General features: G+C 70.6%; 15 protein-coding genes. 6 read left to right on the top strand and 9 right to left on the bottom strand.

The window, feature by feature from the left end:
- From IH44_RS46730 to casA, 5 genes are all read right to left on the bottom strand, one after another.
- Positions 1–2562: CRISPR-associated endonuclease Cas3'' (locus IH44_RS46730; RefSeq protein ID WP_051817402.1), on the bottom strand; the 2562-nt coding region annotated here is incomplete at its 3' end.
- 30 nt (positions 2563–2592) lie between these two features.
- Complete coding sequence (cas6e, locus tag IH44_RS0127985) at positions 2593–3264, bottom strand: type I-E CRISPR-associated protein Cas6/Cse3/CasE (protein WP_030462530.1); 672 nt, start codon at positions 3262–3264, stop codon at positions 2593–2595.
- Positions 3261–3998 (bottom strand): type I-E CRISPR-associated protein Cas5/CasD, encoded by a 738-nt coding sequence (gene cas5e, locus IH44_RS0127990; protein WP_030462531.1) that lies wholly within the window; start codon positions 3996–3998, stop codon positions 3261–3263. Before cas5e ends, cas6e begins: the two co-directional genes overlap by 4 nt.
- Positions 3999–4069: 71 nt before the next feature.
- A complete protein-coding gene (locus tag IH44_RS41515) occupies positions 4070–5368 on the bottom strand; it encodes a type I-E CRISPR-associated protein Cas7/Cse4/CasC (protein ID WP_051817403.1) in 1299 nt (432 codons plus the stop codon).
- A complete protein-coding gene (gene casA, locus IH44_RS43140) occupies positions 5365–7695 on the bottom strand; it encodes a type I-E CRISPR-associated protein Cse1/CasA (protein WP_198545055.1) in 2331 nt (776 codons plus the stop codon). Before casA ends, IH44_RS41515 begins: the two co-directional genes overlap by 4 nt.
- A gap of 577 nt (positions 7696–8272) precedes the next feature.
- On the opposite strand from casA, the gene IH44_RS46735 reads away from it, so the two are divergent.
- Together IH44_RS46735 and IH44_RS0128015 are read left to right on the top strand one after the other, a co-directional pair.
- Positions 8273–9388 carry a hypothetical protein gene (locus IH44_RS46735; RefSeq protein WP_030462534.1) on the top strand — a complete coding sequence of 372 codons (1116 nt, stop codon included), beginning with the start codon at positions 8273–8275 and terminating at the stop codon, positions 9386–9388.
- Positions 9389–9663: 275 nt separating this feature from the next.
- On the top strand, positions 9664–10818 hold the full coding sequence (locus IH44_RS0128015) for a hypothetical protein (protein WP_030462535.1): 1155 nt from the start codon (positions 9664–9666) through the stop codon (positions 10816–10818).
- Positions 10819–10992: 174 nt separating this feature from the next.
- Here the strand turns inward: IH44_RS0128015 and IH44_RS0128020 are convergent, their stop codons facing one another.
- The 3 genes from IH44_RS0128020 to IH44_RS0128030 form a co-directional block, all read right to left on the bottom strand.
- The gene (locus IH44_RS0128020; protein WP_030462536.1) at positions 10993–12234 is read right to left on the bottom strand and encodes a site-specific integrase; all 1242 of its coding nucleotides are present in this window, start codon (positions 12232–12234) and stop codon (positions 10993–10995) included.
- The gene (locus tag IH44_RS44635; protein ID WP_051817405.1) at positions 12234–12515 is read right to left on the bottom strand and encodes a helix-turn-helix domain-containing protein; all 282 of its coding nucleotides are present in this window, start codon (positions 12513–12515) and stop codon (positions 12234–12236) included. Before IH44_RS44635 ends, IH44_RS0128020 begins: the two co-directional genes overlap by 1 nt.
- A 173-nt stretch (positions 12516–12688) precedes the next feature.
- Positions 12689–13336 (bottom strand): helix-turn-helix transcriptional regulator, encoded by a 648-nt coding sequence (locus IH44_RS0128030; RefSeq protein WP_030462538.1) that lies wholly within the window; start codon positions 13334–13336, stop codon positions 12689–12691.
- Between the two features lie 90 nt (positions 13337–13426).
- Here IH44_RS0128030 and IH44_RS49810 point away from each other — a divergent pair, with 90 nt between their 5' ends.
- The 3 genes from IH44_RS49810 to IH44_RS0128050 all read left to right on the top strand — a co-directional run bounded on the left by IH44_RS49810 (position 13427) and on the right by IH44_RS0128050 (position 15246).
- Entirely contained in the window at positions 13427–13873 is a 447-nt protein-coding gene (locus IH44_RS49810) for a helix-turn-helix transcriptional regulator (protein WP_369795003.1), read from the top strand.
- A gap of 11 nt (positions 13874–13884) precedes the next feature.
- Complete coding sequence (locus IH44_RS47410) at positions 13885–14058, top strand: hypothetical protein (protein ID WP_198545056.1); 174 nt, start codon at positions 13885–13887, stop codon at positions 14056–14058.
- 132 nt (positions 14059–14190) lie between these two features.
- Entirely contained in the window at positions 14191–15246 is a 1056-nt protein-coding gene (locus tag IH44_RS0128050; RefSeq protein WP_030462539.1) for a hypothetical protein, read from the top strand.
- A 160-nt stretch (positions 15247–15406) separates the two neighbouring features.
- On the opposite strand, the gene IH44_RS0128055 is transcribed toward IH44_RS0128050, so the two are convergent.
- On the bottom strand, positions 15407–16138 hold the full coding sequence (locus IH44_RS0128055) for a hypothetical protein (protein WP_157852487.1): 732 nt from the start codon (positions 16136–16138) through the stop codon (positions 15407–15409).
- Positions 16139–16407: 269 nt separating this feature from the next.
- On the opposite strand from IH44_RS0128055, the gene IH44_RS0128060 reads away from it, so the two are divergent.
- The gene (locus IH44_RS0128060) at positions 16408–16974 is read left to right on the top strand and encodes a hypothetical protein (protein WP_157852488.1); all 567 of its coding nucleotides are present in this window, start codon (positions 16408–16410) and stop codon (positions 16972–16974) included.

Here is a 16974-nt window from a genome sequence, read left to right on the forward strand (position 1 = left end):
GGGTTGGGGGAGGAGGGTGAGGTGGCGCAGGCCGCCGATGGCTCGCCACGCGGCGGGCGGGCTGGTGGCGGGGTCGTGGGGGAGGGGGTCGGCGCGGATGGGGAGGGTGAGGTTCATGAGGTGTCGGATGGTGTGGAGGTCGTCGGGGGTGACGGTTTCGGGCAGTGGGGTGGTGCAGCGGCGGTTGAGCCAGCGGGTGCCGTCGGGCTGGGTGTAGACGGGCAGGACGCGCAGGCTGTCGGCGCCGAGGCGGGTGGCGGGGTCGTCGATGAGTCCTTCGGAGAGGTGGTGGAGGTCGTGGACCTTGTGGGGCGGGTTGATGGCGGCGGTGGCGGCGTGGGCGGTGTGCTGGGTGTCTCGGACTTCACGGGCGCGGCCGTCGGGGGTGGTGAAGTCGTCGGCGTAGACGGCGTCGATGAGGCTCTGGACCTGCTGGGGGATGGCGAGGGAGAAGGTCCCGGTCTTGGCGGGGTCGAGGTCGTGCAGTTGCTGGCGGGTGTTGAGGAGCAGGCTCTTGTCGTAGATGTGGAGCCAGGCGGGTGGCATGGCTCCGGGTGGGGTGAGGACGACGAGGGTGGGGTTGTGGGCCCATGCGGGGCGGTCGGTGCGGTGGTGGCGGTGGCCGCGGCCGGCGCGCTGGAGGAGTTGGGCGGCGGGAGCGAGGTCGGAGACGACGAGGTCGAAGTCGACGTCGAGGGACTGCTCGCAGACGGGGCTGCTGACGACGACGAAGGGGCGGGTGGGGCGGTTGTGGCCGCGTCCGGTCCAGCGTTCGATGCGCCGGGTGATGGCGGTGCGGCGGTGGGCGGGCAGTTGGGAGTGGAGCAGGAGCAGTCGGGGGGCCTCGGGGTCGGTTCCCCAGGTGTCGCGCAGCAGTTGGTGGGTGTCCTGGGCGGAGGCGACGGTGTTGCAGACGATGAGGGCGCTGCCGCTGTGGGTGTCGCGCAGCGGTGCGAGGGCGTCGAGGAGGGCGTGGGATCGGCTGTCGGTGGTGGGGTCGGCGTGGGGTGTGGTGATGGTGAGCGGGTGGGCGCGGCTGGAGGTGATGTCGGGGCGGGAGACGGTGGTGGTGCCGGTGGCGTCGGTGTAGGTCCAGCCGGGGTAGGCGGGCTGGATCTCCTCGGGGGTGGCCGTGGGGTTCTGGCCGGTGCGGTAGGCGTTGACGAGGCTGGCGGCGGTGCGGCCGGTGAGGGTGGCGGAGAGCAGGACGACGGGGGTGCCGAGCGCGCCGAGGACGACGACGTGGCGGGACAGGCCGAGCCAGCGCATCGCGTTGTACTTCACCGGCAGGGTGGCGATGGCGGCCTGGTCCCAGGTGCCGGCGCAGGCGTGGGTGAGCAGGCCGCGGTATCGGCCGCGCAGCCATTCGCCGACGGCGGCGTGGTCGCAGTGCGCGCTCTCGCCGTCGGGGTTGTAGTCGTTGTGGTACCAGGCGGCGGAGTGCAGGAGGGCGGTGGGGTGGCGGCGGCCGGTGAGGTCGGCGAGGTGGCGGCAGTGTTCGCGCAGGCGTTTCCACATGGCGTCGGTGGTGGCCATGGTGGGCAGCAGGATGCAGGGGCCGGCGGCGCCGCTGGCGGCGGCGAGGGCCGCGCTGGCGAGGAGGGCGGATTCGGTCTTGCCGTCGCCGGTGGGGGCGGTGACGAGCAGGAGGCCGGGCCCGCCGGCTTGGATGAGGGCGGGGAGGCGGCGTTCGAGGTCTTCCTGGAGCGGGTGGAGCGGGTGGCCGGCGAGGTGGGGGAACAGGCCGGCGAAGGTGGTGGTCCTGGGGCGGGGGGCGGTGGTGAGTTGGGCGCGCCGCAGGGTGCGGGGGGCGGCGCGGCGGGCGGCGTCGAGGTGGGCGGCCCAGTTGCCGGGGTTCTTCTTCCACTGGCGTTGGCGGGCGCGGATCCAGCCGAACTGGGAGACGAGCCAGTCGGCGAGCATGACGGTGCCGGTGATGAGGACGGCCGCGGGGGCGGGGGCGATTCGGGCGGGCATGACCGGGTCGCCGAGGTGGTCGGCGACCAGGTGCAGCAGGGCTTCGCGCTGGGTGTCCCACATCTCGTGCCCGAGGCCGGGTGCGGCGTCCAGGGGGCAGGTGAGCTGGTTGCCGTGGTGGGACAGGGCGGGGTGCCACAGGCCGTGGTGGCCGCCGAGGATCTGGGCGAGTTGGTGGGCGACCAGGCGCAGTGGGCGGTCGTCGAGGGGCAGGTGGCGGGTGCGGTGGAGGAGTTCGGGTAGGGCGAGGTGGACGCCGCGGTCGTGGCGCAGGCGCTCGCCGGGCGGGGCGGCCGGGTAGCCGGGTGTGCCGGTGAGCTGGTCGGCGTCGCCGAGGCCGTGCAGGAAGGCGGGGCTGATCTTGGCGAGGTCGTGGAGGGCGGCGAGGAAGACGACGAGGGTGCGGGCCTGGTGTTCGGTCAGGCCCCAGCCGTCGGCGACGATGCGGCGCTGGGCGGGGGTGAGGTAGGTGTTCCACAGGCGTTCGGCCATGGCGCCGGCGTCCAGGGCGTGGCAGCCGGTGGGGTAGGACTCCTTGAGACCGCGGTCCTTGGCGGGCAGGCGCGGGTCGAGCGGGGGGAGCACGGCGGGTTTCTCCGGGGCGGGGCGGGGTGGTCAGGTGCGGTGGGGGGCGATGGAGAGCAGGCCCAGGCCGTAGGCGCGGCCCTGGCCGATGCCCTCGCGCAGCGCGTCGCGCAGGGCGTCGGGGTCGGTGACGGTGGCGGTGCCTTCGAAGCGTGTGACGCGCAGGGCGATCCGCCGGCTGCCTTCCCGGCGGGCGGTGGCGGCGGGCTGTTCGAGGTCGAGGATCACGTGGGGCTGGAGGCCGGCGCGCTCGGCTTTGCGCTGCCACCAGTCGACGGCGTCCTGGCCCTGCAGGGGGACGCGCTTGCCGCGCGGGGGCTTTTGTCCGGGCTCCAGCCGGGGTAGGACGGCGCGCACGGGGTTGGCGTCGATGCGGAACTGGAGGGCCTTGCCGGCCTGCGCCCAGTCCAGGAGCGGGGTGAGTTCGCGGTACTCGATGTCGGCGGTGGTGTAGTCGTGGGGCAGGGCGTTGCGGTTGATGGGGATGGCCGACTGGATGAGTACGGTGGCGGAGCGATCGGTGCGCTCCAGGCGGAACAGGATGCGGGCGGCGGCGCGCGGCTCGGGGCCGAGCTGGTCGGGGAAGAGGGCCTGGATGCGCCGGTGGAGCGAGCCGCGGTCCTTCAGGTCGTCGCGGACTTCCTGCGAGAAGGGGTTGAGGGGCAGGCGCGCGAGGTGGAGGCGCTCGGTGAGGACGGTCATCGGGTGCTCTCCAGGTAGTCGGTGAGGGCGGTCAGGTAGGCGGTGCCGAGGCCGGCGTCCGGGGCGGGGATGCGGCGGGTGCGGTACCACACGTCGCGGTCGGTGAAGCGCCGCAGGGCAAGGGGCCGGTCGCGCAGCTGGCGGTCGGGCCGCGCTCCGGGTTCGGGGGCGGTGTCGTAGACGAACTCGACGGGCTGGCGCTCGTCCCAGGGCGCGGGCGCCGGGCGGTGGAGCGGGAGGTGGTCGAGGGCGGCGACGGGGTCGGGGTGGGTGGCGAGGAAGACCGGGACGTCGGGCGGGCAGGAGCGCCGGCCGAGGTAGGGCGCGTACACGGGGTTGGCCAGGGCGCGGGCGGCACGGTCGATGGTGTCGGCGGGGCCGGTGACGGCCAGGGTGAACGCTGCTCCGGTGCGGTAGGCGCGCTCGGTGACGATCGTGCTGGTGCCTTCCTTGCGCAGGCTTCCGTCGGCGCTGGGGACGGCCAGGTGCGGGGGCAGGCCGCCGCCGATGGTGTGGAAGTCGACCTCCCGCTGGCCGAGGCGGTCGATGCGGATGGTGAAGCCCAGGTGCTGCAGGTCGGGGTTGGGGTGGTCGCTGGAGCGGCCCAACGCGGAGGCGAACAGGCCGATCAGGCCGCTGCGGGTGGGGTGTTTCTCGGTGGGGTGGATGTTGTGCTCGGCCTGCAGCCCCCAGGACTGCATCGGGGCGGAGAGATGGGCGAGGATGCCGGTCAACCGGTGCCTCCAAGGACGACGGGCGGGGTGCCCGGGCCGGCTGGCGCGGGCACCCCGGGGGGACGGTGGGACTACTTGGCGGGGCCGCGGAGGCCGGCGACGGAACGGGTGATGCTGTCGACGAGGTCGTCTATGCCCTCCAGCCGCTCGCCCAGGGCCGGGACGGTGTCCTCGACGAGGCCGGCGTGGGCGTGGAACGCGCGCCCCTTGGTGCCGAGGAAGCGGTCGCTGGCCGCGGCGTGCTTGCTGAGCGCGGCCAGCGAACCGGGCAGGAAGCCGCCCTCCGCGGCGGCCTGGACCGGGGTCTCGTACGCGCCGACGAGGTTGACGGGGCGGTCGGTGCGCACCACGGTGTAGACGAGGTGCGGGAGGGTGAAGGCCGCGGTGTTGTTGCCCTTGGCGGGCAGCACGGTCGTGATGAACGAGCGGATGAACGCCTCCAGCACCTCCCGGGCGGTGGCCTCGTCGCCGTCGACGTTGCGCAGCAACTCGTGCCAGTTCAGCGAGGCGTAGCGGTAGTACACGCCGGTGGTGTACCGCTGGTCGCCGATGTGCCCGGCGCCGCTCTCGGTCCCACCGGTCAGCACGTCGTCCACGGCCGAGAAGAAGTCCACCTGGACGGAGAGTTGATGGGTAGTCAGCCCGTGGGCGACCTGCACGGCACCGTTGACGGTGGAGGCGGCCTCGTTGGCGAGCATCCGGCCGTAGGCGGCGACCGCGGCGTTGCGCGAACGCAGGATCGCCAGCACCGGGTCCTTCAACTCCTTCGGCGCGTGCTTGACCATCACTTTGCCGGCCGCGGACTCCGCCTCCTCCTCGCCGTCCTCGGCCTGCGCGGCGGCGTCATCGTCGCTGTCACCGGTCTTCTTGGCGGGCTTCTTCTTGGCCTTGGCGAGTTCGGCGTCCGCCTTGGCGAGGGCCGCGGTCAGCTGCTCGCGCTCGGCGTCGGCGAGGTCGGCGAAGTCGGTGAGGGCGGCCTCGGGCAGGAACAGCAAGGCGTTGGTGCCGCCGGTGTCGGCCACGCCCAGGCCCTTGACGCGGGCGCAGTAGATGAGCATCTGGGCGGCGGCCAGGGCCTGCCGGTAGTCCCAGCCGCGCTCGGCGAGGACCGCCGCGACCTGCTGGGGCACCTGGCGGGTGCGCAGCGCACGGATCCCGAGGGCCTCCTCCAGGTCGGTACGGGTGTGGCGGCGGGTGAGCTGCGAGGACAGGCGCCCGCGGACCTTCGCGCCGTAGGTCGCGGTCTTCGGCGCGCCCTGGCGGTCCCGGTTCAGGTTGGAGTACGGGAACGACTGGATGAGGTGGACGTCGACGTGCACGGTCCGGGCGGGCTCGAACACGGTGCCCTCGGTGTTCTCGGCGGTGGTCATGCGGCGTTCTCCTTCGAAGCGGTGGCGGGGTGGAAGGCGTGGATCCACTCCAGGCGGATCGCATCGGCGTGGCGGGGCCAGCGGGTCAGGTCGCGCAGCAGCACCGACCAGGTGACGGGGACCTTCTGCGAGCGCAGCTGGCTGATCGCGCCGGGAAGGGCGAGGACGAGGTCGTCGAGTTCGAGGCCGGCCAGGGACAGCAGGGCGTCACGGGCGTTGCCCGCGCGCGTGCCCCGGTTGACGGCCTCGCGATAGGTCCAACCGAGGTTGTGGCGCAGGAAGCCCGGGCGCGGCGGCCGGTGCCGGCGCTCTCCGGCGGTCCTGGGGTTCGGGGCGTCGTGGAAGGCGTAGAGGCAGGCGATCAGGATGAACAGCCGGGCCTGCTGCGGATCGACGATGCGCTTCCTGACGTCGGAGGAGGGCGCGGCGTCCAGCAGGGCCTCCACCACGTGGAACGGAGCGCCCTCGGTCAGGTCGCACGCCAGGCCGTCGGCGAGCCGGGCCCGCCCGCCGGGGGTCGAGCAGACCTTGGCGACCAGGCGCAGGAACCCGTCGAAGACCTCCAAGGGATTGGGCCGGTTGCTGGCGGGCGGCGTCGCGGGCGCTGAGGACGGCGCGCTGTCGGCACTCACGGGATCGGCCTTTCTACGACCGGACGAGGGAGGGGAGATGACGGAGCGGCGGTGGACGGCGATCGGGTCCATGCCCTCGGCCGTGGCCGCCTGCGGCGCGGTCACCGCGTCGTAGACCTGCAGGGCGATCCGACGGAAGCCGGGCGAAGCCGGCTTGCCGTCCTCACCGTCCCTGCCTGCGACCGCGGCCCAGAACGGCGCCTCCGCCCGGTCCCAGAACGCGGCGTCCGCAGCGTCCGCCCAGGCGTTCTGCTTCGGGTTGCTGCCCATGTCCCGCCACGCGGCCCGCAGCGCCGCGCCGAGTGCCTTGGCCGCATCCTCGGCGGCCTTGCGGGTACGGCTGACCAGCGCGGATCGCTGCGGATCCCGCGACGGCAGATAGGGGGCGATCGACACCGGAGTCGTCTCGGCCCACCAGTGCTCCATGCCGCCGGCCTGCGCGGCCTGCTGACAGCCCAGCACCCGCACCCGCACCCCGGACAAGACGTCCAGCACCTTCGGCGGCAGGCCCGCGAACGCGCTCAACCACACCGGGGGCACGCTCGACACCTTGCCGCTCGCCGACACGTCCGTGGCGTGCGCGAGCGCGTCGAAGTCGCGCAGCAGAGAGCGGCCTGCGTTCGCCAGCCTCGCCTTGCCCGCCGACGTCGTCATCGTGAACGGATCGGCAGCCACCGGCAGATCAGTACGTGTCCCCCACGCGATCCAGCACGAGGTCGTCTCCGCGCCATCCGCGCCGGGCGCCAACTGCACGGCATGCGCAGCCCGACCGGTCAGCAGCGACACCGGCCCGCACGCCGCCACCGGAGCCAGCGGATCCGGCAACTCCTCGCGCTCCCAGGGAGCCATGTCCTCGCCCGGCAGCTGCGGCCACCGCGAGGGCGGCGGACACCCCAGCACCAGCGACGTGAACAGGTCCTCCCCCAGAGGGAAGTAGGACACCGTCCGGCGGTTGGGGCCCGCCTTCGAAGACTTCGTGCTCTCACCGCCGTGGCTGCGCAGCGCGGCCATCCCGCACGGGCCGTAGTCCCGCCACGCCAGCAGCCACCCGAAAGCGTCCGCCGAGGCCACCGGCACCTCCTGCGGCACGCGGCTGCGCCACGGCTGGGTGTTGCCGGACGGGCGGGTCATCGCCAGCCGCCCCGGCGGTGAAGCCTTGGTGCACTCGGCCGCCAGCCGCGGATCCTGCAGCAGAGGCAGAGGAGTGCCATAGAGGTCGAACCGGCCGGGGAACCGGCCGACATAGCCGGTGACCGCGTCCGCGTCGAACCTGCCGGCCAACAGCGCGCTCTCCTGCACGCGCTCCCACTCGTGCTCGTCAGGCGTGTCCAGCCCGGTCACCCGCACCACCAAGGCGGTCAGGAACCGGCGCAGCGCCGCTTCGACCGCCACGTGCGGCACCTGCAGATCGGCGATCAGGTGCGCCCCCACAAGAGCCTGGAGCACCGTGACCCGGACGACCTCCCCCGGGGCGGCCCCCGCCAGGAGATCGGAGACCTCTTCGCGATCGGCATCCTCACGCACGAGCACTGCGATGCACGGCGAGGACATCACGCTGAAACTTGGCGGTGGACGCAAGACGCCGAACCTTTCTCCAAAGAATTGACGGAACATCGGAAGCCGGAACAGGCCCGATGCCGCCGGTCTTCGCTCCGTCGGACGGAGCGGAAGGAACATAAACGCGAAGACGATCACTGACAAAACGTCAGAGAATCCCCAGATCGAGCGCGGAGAAGGATTTGTCGGACGGCCCGTGTAACGTGCGAGCGCCCGCCAGGCTGCGGTGCGCCGGACGCCCACGCCGCCCCCACTGCGGCGACATAGAGTGAAGACCTCCTGGTCACGACCTCGTGCATGCTGCGCCGTGAAGCCGACGGCGCTCGCAAGCAGACGAACCATCCTTGCCGGAAATGATCACTTTCCGTCCGACCGTCCGGGCCGCGGCAGCCGATGGCAGCAGCGGACGGCGAATGTCGGAGGGGGCTGGTAGGGGCGGCAATTCCCTTCCCCTCTGGCAATTTCTGACTTTCCGTCACATTCCTCGGAAGGGCATCCCTGTACACCGTGTGAGTGGTGTGAATCACAGTGGAAGCGGCCCCTGGGTGGCCCGGTGAATGGGCCGGGAGGGAACTCGCGAAACGGCCTTCATCCCGAGGCGGGAGGGTCGGCGCGGGATGGCCTGCCCGCTGTGAGCAGCGACGGGTGAGAGGAGCGACTGCACCCCCGCGCCTGGTCTTGGGGAGCCGGCCTGCTCGCTTTGTAGCGTCTTCGCATGCCACGCTCCGCGCCGACAGGCGCCTACCGCGAACTCATGGACCTGACGGCCGCCGACGGGAACCCCGTCAGCCACGCCCAGCTCGAACGCTGGCACCTGAGGGGCCTTCTGCCCGATACCGACAGGGACTTCCTGGGAGGGTGTCACGGCACCCGCACCTCCTACCCGCAGGAGGTGAAAGACCTCGCCCGCGCGCTGGCGCGCCGGCACCGACCCGGCCGTCTGCTGGACGACACGGTCCTACTCGCCTTCTTCTGCGACAGCGCTCGGATCCCGGAACTCCCACTGAAGTTGGCGCTCGTCAGGACGTACTTCCCCGATCGGGAACGCCACCGCGGCGAGGTGGCCAGAATCATGAATGCCGTCCCTGACGACCCAGGCTCCGAACGGGACATCTACTACGACTGGGCGGAGGCCCGAGCCGTCCTCGAAGCCGAGGAGGGCGGGATGGTCATCAAGAAGATGCGTGCGAACCTGCGGCGACGGCCCGACCTCGCCCGTGCCTCGCGGGAAGAAGTCGACGGCCGCCTGCTCGGCGTGCTGACCCATCTCAACTCGCCCCGCCTGCCCGAGGAGGACCTCGACCTCATGCGCGACCTGGAGGCCGCGATCGACTTCGACTCCGAGGATTTCAGCCTCGCCCGCCTCGCCGTCTGGGAGTACGCGGCGACAGCCCACGCGGGCCAGATGGGCCGCTTCGGGGAAACCAACGCCGAAGAACGCTTCGACACGCTCCGGTACACCCCGCTGGACGAACTCCACCGCCTTCGGGACGAAGTGGTCACCGGCATGCAGGAGACCTGGCGGCGCGCCACCGGCGGACACCAAGGTGCCCTGGCCATCGACACCGTGCCGATGGCCAGGAGCGCCGCCCGCGCGCTCGCCGAATGGACCACAGCCCGAAAGGCCCACCCGGAAGGCTCCTCGTACGCCGACGTCCACTTCAACGACAGCCTCCTCGACCTGGCCCGCGCCACCGCCATCGCGTGGCTGCTGAACCGCGCCGACCGCGGACGGGCCGCGACGCCACCGGCGGACAGAGCAGGCGAAGGGCGCTCGGCGTTCATCGCCCGTACCACCGGGGCCACCGGTCGCCGCCGCCGCACCCGCTGACCCTGCCAGAGCGCCGATGGGCTCTGTGGAACTCCCGTGACCCGCAGGAGAGGGAGGGCCGTTGGGCGCTCCGAGGCAGTCCTACCGCGAGGTGGGGGCATCGCCTCGGGAGCAACGCTCCCGTGCGGTAAAGGCCCTTTGGGAAGTGGTGTCCTCACAGGGGCAGCCGGACGACAGTGGCCGACATCGAACCGTGTGGACGCCCGCTGGCCGGGCGCCCGTGTTTCGCGGAGGTCCTGTCCTTCAATCCCTGCCCGATGCGGCAGGCTTGGGCCATGAACTACGCGGTCACTGTAGACACCAGCAGGCCGGAAGGCACCCCCGAGCTCGACGAACTGCAGCGCGCGGGAGTCGTCCATCTCCTGAGCGGCGCGTTCGATGCGATCGACGCAATCGAGGGGGAGGACGGCGAAGTCGTCGAGATCACCAACCACTTCATCGGCGTCCACCCCCAGGGTGCCCTGCTGAAGGTCTTCGTCGACGCACCTTCCCTGGAAGACGCCGAAGACGCCATCGAAGCGCTGGTCGGTGACATCCTGGAGAACCTGGAGCCGCTAGCAGGCTGGTCGATCGATCGATGCGAGGTCCAACTGCACCTCGACTCGGCGAAGGAGAGTCTGGAAGCGGCCGACGGCCCCCACGCCCCGTCCGCGGACCCCGTCACCCGTGCCGCGACCCACCGCGCCACCCGGCCGACTGCAGCACCGGAACCCGCAGCGGACGGCCCGAGCCCGGATGAGATGCGGACAACCCTGCAGGCCCTCGCCCCGAAGCTCGCCGGCACCAGCCCTTCGACCTTCGGCCACCTCACCCCACAGGACCTGGACGGGGAAGAGGCCAGCGAGGAGTTCAACGTCGCGCGCCCGGTCGCCGACCTGGCAGCCGGGGCCGTCTTCTACTCCATCGACATCCTGCTGGACGAGATCTTCGAGGACATCGCCACACTCAATGGCAGCCCCAACGTCGCCCAGTGCGACGGTCCGCTGCTCCAACTCGAATCACTCCCCGAGAAGTTCGCGCACCTGTACACACCGCTGTTCGCACAGCAACTGCTGGTCACCGCCGTCGATCTGACCGCCCGCCTGTCCCGGCCAGGGTTCACGCAGCTGAGCTGTGTGGCGGAGGAACTGCTGCTGCGGATGCTGCTGGAGACCACCGAGGTCACCCTCGACCTCTACGGCCTGCTGGACGACGACGTCCAAGAAGCGCTGGCCGCCTTCCGGGAGAACGTGTACGAGGACCTCGACCACGAAACGCTCTACGACCCGGCCCTGGACGGCCTCGACGAGAGCCCTGTCGGTGAAGCCCTCGGCATGGCCCCGATGGGAGTGGCCGACTGGTTCGAACCCTTCAGCGCCGGGCGCCCCGTCCACCCGTACGCCGTCGCACCCGCAGTGGACAACGTGCAGGAGGGCCCGGACAGCCTGTGAAACGCATGACCGTCTGTTCGCAGGCCCTCGCCGCTCTACACGTCGAAGGACCAGACAAGCCCTGAGTGGACGGTCACGGGGCGCTGTAGCAGGCGCGAGCTGCGCAGGGCTGCAACGGCGGATGCCGGGTTCCCCCGATGCGGTGGAATCCGGCACCCGCCGCCACCACCGGTGTCAGGCAGCGATGGCGAGTTGGCGGATCTGCTCGACCTCGACCTTGGGGCCAGGCAGGCCACGGGTGGCATTGATGTAGGTCATCAGCTGGTCGCCGGCACGCTGGATCGAGCGCAGGTCGGGGTGGAGGTAGCGCTGGGTCGTGGTGAGCTGGCCGTGCCCGGCGATGCGCATCAGGATATGCGGCGGGACGCCGGCGTCGGCGAACCACGTCAGCGCGGTGTGGCGTAGGTCGTGGCGGCGCAGGTACTCGTAGCCGAGAGCTGTGACGACGTCGTCCCAGTGGGTGGCGTCGCGCAGGATCGCGGTGGTGACCCGGCCCCCGCGGGGGCCGGTGAACAGGCGGGCGTCCGGACGGCCGCCGACCCGGGCGATTCGCCAGGCGATGTTGGGCCGAAGCTCCGGGATGATCGGGACGAAGCGGCTGCGCTTGCCCTTGGTGCCCTTGTCGATGAGGCCGCCGGGGGCGGTTGTGGTCTGCCGGCAGCACCGCCACAGCCACTTGTCGGTGTCGATGTCGCCCGCGCGGACGCCGGAGACCTCGCCGATGCGGGCACCGGTGCCGCCGGCGAAGCGCACGATGTCGCCCCAGCCCTCGTACTCGTTGTGGGATGCGGCCACCAGGGCACAGGCGAGGCGGTCGAGGGTGTCCCAGTCGCGCAGCGCCAGGCCGCGGGGGTTGCTCTCCTCGTCCTCCGCGGTCTTGAACAGCTTCTGCCAGCCGTACAGGCGGGCGGGGTTGATCTCGATGAGGCCGTCGCGGATGGCCTGCTCCATCACCCGGACCAGCACGGCGATGGTGGACTTGAGGGTGGAGATTCCGGCGCCGTCGGCGATCCAGGCGTTGAGGGCGCGGTCGGTGATGCCGGCCGTGATGCCGATGACCTGGAGGTGGCCGAGGGCGGGTACGACCCGCAGGTGCCAACCGGCCTTATACGGGGCGTGGGTGTTGAGCTCGAGACCGCGCATCGCCAGGTCCATGACGGAGTCCCCGTACTCGCCGAGCGTGATGACCGCGCGGTCCACTGCGACGCCGCGCTCGGCCGCCTTGACGACACGGTTGAGCCAGTCCTTCGCCTCCTCTTCGGTGGCGAACATGGTGGAGCGGGAGGGGCGGGTGTTCGTGGCGGGGTCGGTCCAGCGCACCCGGGCCCGGTAGGGGTTCGGGTTGCCGGCCCGGTACTCGATGTCGGTGCGGAGCTTGACGCCGACCGGAGCGTCTATCCGTTCGCTCGCCGTCATCAGGCGGCCACCTCCGGCACCACGAGGCTGCGGGCCAGGTAGTCGACGAGGTCCTGGTCTCGGTACCAGATCTGGCCGCCGACCTTGACGTAGGCCGGACCCGTGTTCTCCCGGCGCCAGCGGCGCAGGGTTCGGGGGCTGACCTTGATGACCGCGGCGGCCTCGTCGGTGGTGCGCAGGAGTCCGGGAGCGTCAGGGCGCGAGCAGGCGCAGTCCTGGGCGGGGGAAGAAGGGGTAGGCGGAGTCGCATTGTGTGCGGCCCGGGGCCGGGCATGCGGCATGATGGGGCGAGCCCTCTCTGGTTGATGGCCAAGGGGTGGCTGGGTCTCCGGGGCGGGCGGAAGCTGGCAGGCGAAAGCCGTCTCGGAGACCTGCTTATGTGGCGATGGTGGACAAGCCCGGAGAAGGCGGCGGCAGTACAGGCTGCGTGCCGGGCCCGGGCGGTGTGTGGGTGTCAGGCGGAGACCGATTCGTCGGGACCGTCGATGAAGTCGAGAGCGGCAGGCAGGGGAGCCGGCCGGAGGCCGTCGGCGCGCATCTTGTCCCGTACCGCTTTCAGTCGGGTGCAGTCCTCGTGGGCCATGCGGTCGAGTTCGTCTGCCTGGCGGGCCAATGACTCGTAGCGGGCCGATCCGAGAGCCTTGCGTGCCTGGACCCGCCGGGCCTGTGCCTCGCGGGTGGAGATCAGCGCGGTGCGGACGTCGACGTCGTGCTCGCGGAAGGTGGCGAGCACGACGCGGGCCGAGCCAGGGGGCGCCTCGTCCAAGGAATCCTCGCCGGTGATCCAGGCGACTGCCTCCCAGGGCGAGACGGACACAGTGGGAAGGAGCGCGATGTTCTCCGTACTCTCCAGCGGTACCAGCAGCGACGCCAGAGGCAGGTCGAGGGCGTGGGCGAGAACGATCACTTCCTCCACCTTCAACGAGTCGCGCTGACCGTTCTCGATCTTGGTCAGGCCGTTCGCGGCGATCGGCACGCCTCTTTCCCTGCACGCCGACGACAGGTCGGCCGTCGTCAGGCCGAGATCACCTCGCCGCTTCTTGATCGTCCGGGCGATCCGGGCCACCAGCTCGGCTGACCACTCCTGCTTGGAATCTTCCATGGGGGAAGAATACATGCCGCATCTTCTTCGTCTACAGCACATGTGATAGATGTTTCTCCCACAGAGAACATCTAGCAGGAGGAAGCTGCTATGCAAGCAGTTCGCCCCGGCCGACCGGCGAAGTACTCGATGAACGCCCTCGCGGCCCTCTCACCCGCGATCCCGCTCTCGATCGGCAACGACCTGCTCGCGCTCAGCAGGACGGCGGGCTACCGCATGGTCAACGAAGGCACCTACCCCTGCACCGTCTTCAAGGCCGGCGATCAGCACCGCGTGGTCACGGCCGACCTGTTGGGCATCCTCGGCCTACCTGACCTGCACATCCGACAGAGGATGGCCCGCCTGCCGCCAGCCATCCGGCTCTCCGAGGCCAACGACCTGCTCAGCCTCAGCCGAACCACCGGCTACAAGCTGGCCCGGAACGGCCAGTACCCCTGTCACGTGCTGCGACTGGGTACCGAATACCGAGTCCGCAAGCATGAACTCCAGCGACTGCTGCACATCGGCGACGTGTCCAGCGGCAGGGCCGCCGCGTGAAGGGAGCGGCGATGCGAGCGACAGGCGCCGAGATTCTGCGCCGAGCCCTCGTCTACGGGTGTCTCTTCTGCGCCTTCGGGCTCTGGATCGTCTTCGCGGTGACCGCAACGAAGTGGATCGACGAGATCGGCACAACCGAGCCACCCATCCGTCAGGCGCATAACTCGACCGCCCAGGTGCCGTAGCGGGAGGAGCGTTTGCTGCACTGTTCTGGCACAGTATTCGGTCCATTGGATCCGGCCTCGGAGGCGAAGCCAGATTTCGGGCCACCAGCGGAGGTGCGGAAGTATCCTCAACTCGGTCTATGCGCTGGGGGGATGATGGAGCTGTCACGGGTCACGGCACCGATGAGAGCGTGGTGGCGAGACCGGCCGGCCGAGCGGGCAGATCACGCGATCCAGGAATTGGAGGATGCCTGCCGCCTCCTCTCCGTCCCCGGCCCGACCGAGAAGGTGAAGGACGCACTACGGTCCTCGTACAGCAGGACCTTCACCACCAGCCACCGGGCCTGGCTCGGTGTGGTGGTGACAGTGGTTCTGCTCGGCGTGACGACGAAGGCGGGCTGGAGTTGGTCCGGGGACACGGCTGCCATCGCCCGCAACCCGCATCCCCGGCCGTATCAGCCGGTGGTCTTCCTCCTGTGCTACATCCCGATGGTCGTGCTCGGCCGACACACCCACTTCGACCCCCGACCCGATCGAGCCTCGCGCAAGTTCGCCCGTGCGGTTGTCAGTTGTGCAGAAGCCCAGCGCTCGTCGCCAGCAGAACAGGATCGGTATATGCGGCAGCTCAACCGCCGCTTGGGTGCCGTGGACCAGCTTCTGCAGTCCGTTCGCAGCCGGTGGAACACGATGAACTACCTCCACAAGAAGGTCTGGCCAGCCCGCGCACGCCTGCTGGAGCTGCAGGGCCGACTCGACAGCGACGCCGACCAAGCACTGCGGGAGTTGGCCGAGACGTTGATCACGGTAGCCCGGCAGTACGTCGACCGGAACTTCACGAACCTTCTGGATCTTCCGAGTACCGAGACCCAGGCAACCGATGGCGGCTCGCTTAGGAACTACGACTGGCTCCGCCGTCTCGGCACTGTCGCGTTCGCCTGCTTGTGGATCTGGTGGGCCAGCGGCCTTCCGCTCGAAGGCTGGTCGCAGGCCATGACTGTTGCGGTCGGCCCCTTCCTTGCCTTCACCCTCTTCTACGGCATCCAGCTCGGGTTCAGGTTCCTCGATCGCCTTCCCGGTATCGGCGGGCAGCAGGAGCCCACGCCCTCGGATGCGGTTGCGGGTGCGAGCGAAACGTTCGGTGCAACCGTCGAGAGCAGTGTTAGGACTCCTGCCTCAACACCTGCGGAGAGCCACCAGCCCGCGCAGTAGACGCAGCCTTTCAGTGTGGCGCCGCGTTCTGGACCGTGAAGCCAGGAACGAGGTCGTTGCCCGAACGTTGTAGGGCAGATAACAGCCTTCCGTTCTGTCTGGAGACGCCCGCACTTCTGGCATCAGGACCAGTACGTTCAGCCAGTAGGCCGAAGTCGGATCAAGCCGCGCCGACGGAGTTGATCGCTCGGCGGATTTCCTCGCGGATCAGGGACAGTGCGTCTTCGGCGTCGGTGAGTCCGTAGGGCGGGGAGCTACGGAACTGGACATCGCTGAAGCGCGCTACGCGGACCAGGGCCTGGCCGCAGTCGGCCAGCCACTGCCCGATCTCGCACTCCGAGCCCCGCTGCTCGTGGAGGGCGACCACGCCGCCCTGGGCCTGGTCGATGCGGTCGCCGAGGAGGAAAGCGGTGACCTGTTCGGGGCGGTGGAGGCGGGCGAGCTGCGTCTGCAGGAAGGCGACGGTTCTGTCGGGCAGGGGCCACAGCCCGGCGGCGAAGGCGGCCCGGGCCTTGTCAGCCAGTGGGCGGAGCGTCTCGGTGAGGCTGGGGTCGGGTGCCTGCCAGAGGGCGTCGTCGTCGCGCTCGGGCGACTGGCTGATGAAGGCGAGGACCGCTTCCTTGAGGAGACCGGTGGCGAGAGCGGGATCGTCCAGGGTGAACTCCCGGTCGCAGGGCAGGCAGGTGAAGCCGCCGGGCGCGCCCCAGTCTCCGGCGATGAGGAAGTCTGCGGTACTGCCGCAGTGCGGGCACTGGAGCGACGTGGTCTCGAAGGCCGGCGGCGGCTCTGGGGGTGTCCCGAGGGTGCTGTCTGCGTTGTCCCAGATACGGGCGTACTCGGCGTGGGCGGGTGATCGGCGGCGGATGCGCACCGCTCCGTAGACCGTGACCATCCAGCGCACCACGTCTCCGCCCCCCTCGCCCGTGCTGACCTGCGCCCGCAGCCTCGCCGCCAGGTTCGTCGGCCATGCTAGTGCCCGTGAGCGCTCGATCGGTCTCCGTCGGCTTTTCCAAGCCCCGCAGTGGCGCACGGTATTGGCGGCGCCCGCCTGGTGAGGCGGTTCGCGGCGACCCACCGACTCGGGAACGGATCCCCCGCCGCGGCAGGGCGCACTTTCGGATCTGGCCGACCGAGCGGCGGTTGAGCTGGCACGCTGGGGTGGTGACGATTCTTGAGGAGCGGTCGCGCCGCTGGCAGGGCCGGGGCGGCCCCGAACTGTGGGATGCGGCCTGGGACCGAGTGCGCGAACTGCTCGGGCCGATTCTGACGGACTCCTGGTTCAGTCTGGAGCACGACCCGGAGACGGGGATCAACGCGGACGGCGCGGCGGGGCTGGCCACTGCGCTGTACCTGTACGCGGCCAGGTCGGGGGTGCACCCGCGGGAGGTGTCCTGCAGCCAGGTGCGCGAGTTGTTCCCCGACGGGGAGATGGCGCAGCTGGTGGCGAGGTGGGAGTCGCTGCTGCAGGGGCTGGGGCACGACGTGCACCACCCTCTGGATCCGGTGGCGGCCCGCTGGCTGATCTTGCGCACCGACAACAGCGCGCCGGACATCCCGGGGCATCCCTGGGTCGCGGACGAGTACGACATGGACGTGCTGCATCGCCAGGGCCCGGGCGTTATCGAGGGGCTGTCCATGATCCTCAGTCCCTTCATGTGCGAAACCGCACGAAAGAAGGGTGTGTCCTGGTGGGAGGACAGCACCCCGGCGTCGGCCGCCGAGGGGTGA

The organism is Kitasatospora sp. NRRL B-11411 (assembly GCF_000721345.1).
GTDB lineage: Bacteria > Actinomycetota > Actinomycetes > Streptomycetales > Streptomycetaceae > Kitasatospora > Kitasatospora cineracea.